This window comes from Burkholderiales bacterium (assembly GCA_013695435.1).
GTDB lineage: Bacteria > Pseudomonadota > Gammaproteobacteria > Burkholderiales > JACMKV01 > JACMKV01.
On record JACDAM010000038.1, the window covers coordinates 1 to 4,174 of the forward strand.

The 4,174-nt window shown below is 57.6% G+C and carries 6 protein-coding genes; 5 read left to right on the forward strand and 1 reads right to left on the reverse strand.

Annotation, left to right across the window (positions count from 1 at the left end; genetic code table 11):
• From H0V78_02010 to H0V78_02025, 4 genes are all read left to right on the forward strand, one after another.
• Window positions 1–953: chromate resistance protein (locus H0V78_02010; GenBank protein MBA2350586.1), on the forward strand; the 953-nt coding region annotated here is incomplete at its 5' end.
• Window positions 954–964: 11 nt separating this feature from the next.
• Window positions 965–1,585, forward strand: coding sequence for a DUF1080 domain-containing protein (locus H0V78_02015; GenBank protein ID MBA2350587.1), 621 nt, complete (start codon window positions 965–967; stop codon window positions 1,583–1,585).
• Window positions 1,582–2,943 (forward strand): chromate efflux transporter, encoded by a 1,362-nt coding sequence (gene chrA, locus H0V78_02020; protein ID MBA2350588.1) that lies wholly within the window; start codon window positions 1,582–1,584, stop codon window positions 2,941–2,943. Before H0V78_02015 ends, chrA begins: the two co-directional genes overlap by 4 nt.
• A gap of 40 nt (window positions 2,944–2,983) precedes the next feature.
• A complete protein-coding gene (locus H0V78_02025) occupies window positions 2,984–3,436 on the forward strand; it encodes a chromate resistance protein (GenBank protein ID MBA2350589.1) in 453 nt (150 codons plus the stop codon).
• 30 nt (window positions 3,437–3,466) lie between these two features.
• Here the strand turns inward: H0V78_02025 and H0V78_02030 are convergent, their stop codons facing one another.
• Window positions 3,467–3,682 carry a hypothetical protein gene (locus H0V78_02030; protein ID MBA2350590.1) on the reverse strand — a complete coding sequence of 72 codons (216 nt, stop codon included), beginning with the start codon at window positions 3,680–3,682 and terminating at the stop codon, window positions 3,467–3,469.
• Between the two features lie 203 nt (window positions 3,683–3,885).
• Here H0V78_02030 and H0V78_02035 point away from each other — a divergent pair.
• On the forward strand, window positions 3,886–4,174 hold a 289-nt coding region (locus H0V78_02035), incomplete at its 3' end, for a MerR family transcriptional regulator (protein MBA2350591.1).

Genomic DNA, 4,174 nt, shown 5'->3' on the forward strand with positions numbered 1-4,174 from the left:
CCGCTTGGCTATCTCTCGTGATGAGCCTCCCGACTCAGAATGCGACTGCGCGAATGCGGGTCTGGCGCTCCCTGAAAAGTCTGGGCTGCGTGGCGCTGCGCGATGGCGTTTACCTGGTTCCTTATGGGATAGAGACACAGCAGATTTTGCAAAAGCATCTGCAGGACGTGTGCGACTCAGGCGGCACCGGACACATCCTCGCCGTTGATGCGACCGACAACGCGCAAGCCGAAGCCTTGAAGCGCCTGTTCGACCGCACGGGCGAGTACGCGAATGTCATCGAGACCATCAAGCAATTCCGGGCAAGTCTGAAAAGCATAGAGGAAGGCACGGCGCGGCGTGGGATCAACCGTCTGCGGCGCGAGCTGGCCGCAATCACCGCGATTGATTTCTTCCCCAACCAGGCGAGGGAACAGGCCACGTCCGCGCTTCTGGAAGCGGAAACCGATCTCGAAAGTTTGTTCTCACCCGGCGAACCGCGCGCGCGACCGGGGACGATCGAGAAGTGCGACAAAGCTGATTTCCAGGCGCGTACTTGGGCTACGCGTCAACGCCCATGGATTGACCGCCTCGCCAGCGCGTGGTTGATCAAGCGCTTTATCGATCCCAAGGCCAGTTTTCACTGGCTGGAGAAACCCGGGGACTGCCCGGCGAGCGAAGTCGGTTTCGACTTCAATGGCGCGCAGTTTACGCATCAGGGAAACAAGGTGACCTTCGAGGTGCTGCTGGCGAGTTTCGATTTGCAGGAGAACGGCGCTTTATCCCGTCTGGGGGCAGTTGTGCACTACCTCGACGTAGGCGGCATCCCGGTGCCGGAAGCGACCGGGCTCGAACTCGTTCTGCGCGGGGCGCGCGAAAGCGCCGACAGCGACGATGCCTTGCTGAACCTGGCGATAAAAACTTTCGATTTGATCCATTCCGCTTGGCTGCACGAACTGAAGCCGGAGCGATAAGCGAGGAAACCATGAAACTGACTCTGACAGCGATGCTTGCATTTACGGCAGCAAGTGCGGCAATGGCGGAAACCACCAACTTCGATCAAGCGCAGACCGGGCAGATTCCTTCTGCATGGGTGGCTGGCGTGACGGGAAGCGGTTCGTCGAAGTGGACAATCGAAAGCGATCCGACCGCGCCGAGCAAGCCCAATGTCCTCAAACAATCGGGCAGGGGAGCGTTTCCCTGGTGCGTGTTGCAAGACAGCTCGCTTGCGGACGGCTTTGTCGAGGTGGAATTCAAGGCCATATCCGGCAAGGAGGATCAGGCGGGCGGCGTGGTCTGGCGCTGGAAGGATGGAAAGAATTATTACGTTGCACGCGCCAACGCCTTGGAGAACAACGTTTCGCTGTATTACACGAAAAACGGCAAGCGCAAAACCCTCAAGTATGTCGATGCGCCAGTACCACTCAATCAGTGGCATACCTTGCGAGTCGAATTTTCCGGTAACAAGATCAAGGTCCTCCTCAATGGAAAAAGCACTATCGAATTCGATGACGACCATATCGCGGGGGCTGGCGCGGTGGGCGTATGGACCAAGGCCGACAGCGTAACGTCGTTCGATGATTTCACGTTCGGAGTGGCCCGATGACTCAACCTGCTGCAACAGCCGACTCCACGACCCCTCCGACTCCCGTTACGCTTGCCCAGGCGTTTTGGTTCTGGCTGAAGCTCGGCTTCATCAGCTTCGGCGGACCGACGGGGCAGATCGCGATCATGCACACCGAACTCGTGCAGCGGCGGCGCTGGATCTCCGAATATCGTTTCCTGCATGCCTTGAATTACTGCATGCTGCTGCCGGGTCCGGAAGCGCAGCAACTTGCGATCTACATCGGCTGGCTGATGCACCGGACTTGGGGCGGGATTATCGCCGGCGGGCTGTTCGTATTGCCGTCGGTGTTCATCCTGATTGCGCTGTCGTGGGTTTATTTAGCGTACGGCCATGTGCCGGCGATCGCCGGCATCCTTTATGGATTCAAGCCGGCGGTGACCGCAATCGTCGCGTTCGCCGCCTACCGCATCGGCTCGCGCGCGCTACAAAACAATATCCTGTGGACACTGGCTGGCGCGGCATTCATTGCGATCGCAGTGTTCAAAGTGCCATTCCCTTATATTGTCCTCGGCGCGGCGATCATCGGTTTTATCGGCGGCCGGATTGCGCCCGATAAATTCCAGGTCGGCGCTGGCGGCCATGGCAACGGGAAAAAGAGCTATGGACGCGCGTTGATCGACGACGACACGCCGACACCGCATCATGCGCGTTTCACCTGGCAGCGCCTTGCCTTGCTGATAGCAATCGCGCTCGCGCTCTGGTTGGCCGCGATCGGACTACTGTTCGCACTGTTCGGTTGGAACAGTACGCTGACGCAAATGGGCTGGTTTTTCACCAAGGCGGCCTTGCTCACTTTTGGCGGCGCGTATGCGGTACTGCCCTACGTGTACCAGGGCGCGGTCGAGCAATATCAGTGGTTGACGGCAACTCAGATGATAGACGGGCTGGCGCTGGGCGAGACGACGCCTGGACCGCTGATTATGGTCGTCGCATTCGTCGCCTTCGTAGGCGCGTGGGGTAAGGAGGTTTTCGGCCCAGACGCCTTGTTCCTGGCCGGCTCGGCCGGTGCGATCGTCGCCACCTTTTTTACGTTTCTGCCGTCATTCCTGTTTATCTTGATCGGCGGGCCGCTGATCGAATCTACACATGGCGACCTCAAGTTCACCGCACCGTTGACCGGTATCACCGCGGCGGTCGTCGGCGTCATCCTGAATCTCGCGTTGTTTTTTGCGTACCACATCTTGTGGCCGAAAGGTTTCGAGGGGCCGTTCGACTGGTTTGCCGCTGTGCTTGGCGCAGCTGCGTTCATCGCGCTCTGGCGCTACAAGGTCGGCATCATGCAAGTCATATTTGCATGCGGCTTGGCAGGGCTTGTCTACACCTTGCTGGTACGCTAAGTGGTTGTGAGGTACTGACCTTACTAATGGAGGAACGACAATGAAATGGATTACGCGCGAACACCCGAAAATCGATCGCATTGCATGTCCGTGGTTGATCGCCCGGTTCATCGATCAAAACCCGGAGTTCCTTTATGTACCTGCGGATCAGGTCATGACTGTCGCGGCCGGAACCGGAGCGACTCCTTACGACGTTCCGCATGTCGAACTAAGTCATGTCGGCGAACTGTGCAGCTTTGATGCATTTCTTAAGAAGTACGATCTGCGGGATCCTGCATTGACCGACCTTGCCGTTATCGTCCGGGCTGCGGATACCAATCGCCTGGGCTTGGCACCGCAAGCGGCAGGCCTGCTCGCGGTCTCGCTCGGGCTGTCGAAGAATTTTCCCGACGACCACGAGATGTTAAGGCATGGGATGGTCGTCTACGATGCGCTATATAGCTGGTGCAAGGACTTGCGCGGAGAGATTCATAACTGGACAACTCCGAGCTAAGAGTCGCCCGGCAATTTAGCGGCCACTGATCTATGGCATTGCGATGCCTTGGGCACGTGCGCCGATCCGCTGTTCGTTGAGCGCCGCCAACTGATTGCGTGCGCGCTCGGCTTCGACGATGGCCAGATTGCCATCCAACCGACTCTCTTTGCCGGCCGTGACCCGCTTGCTCGCTATATTGGCCGCACGCTCGACCGAATCTAGCGCCTGCTGCTCGGTTTCAATTCGTAACTGCACCGCGAGCAAGTAATTAATCCCGGGCCTACTGTCCGAACATTCCGAAGAGCAGGAATAGATAGGTTTATTCACAGAAGTACTGTTACCGGTCAGCCCGCATCGACATTGCTTCGTCAAGCATTCCCCGCAGACGGCATCAAAGCTTCATATCAATTTCCCTTGACTCCGTAGTTGCATACAAGGTTTAAGCTTTGGCTAGAGGAGTAAGAGCAATGAATGGACTTACGATAGGAAAGCTCGCTCACGACTCGGGCACCGGGATCGAAACCATACGTTACTACGAGCGCGAAGGTTTGCTGGAGCAGCCTGCACGCACCGCGTCCGGCTATCGGCAATACACGCCCGACGTGATTTCACGGCTGCGCTTTATCAGGCATGCGAAAGAGCTGGGTTTCTCTCTAAAAGAGACCGCGGAGCTGCTATCGCTGAAATCGAATCCGCAGACGACTTGCGGCCGCATAAAGAAACAGACGGAGGAGAAAATTCGCGATATCGAAATCA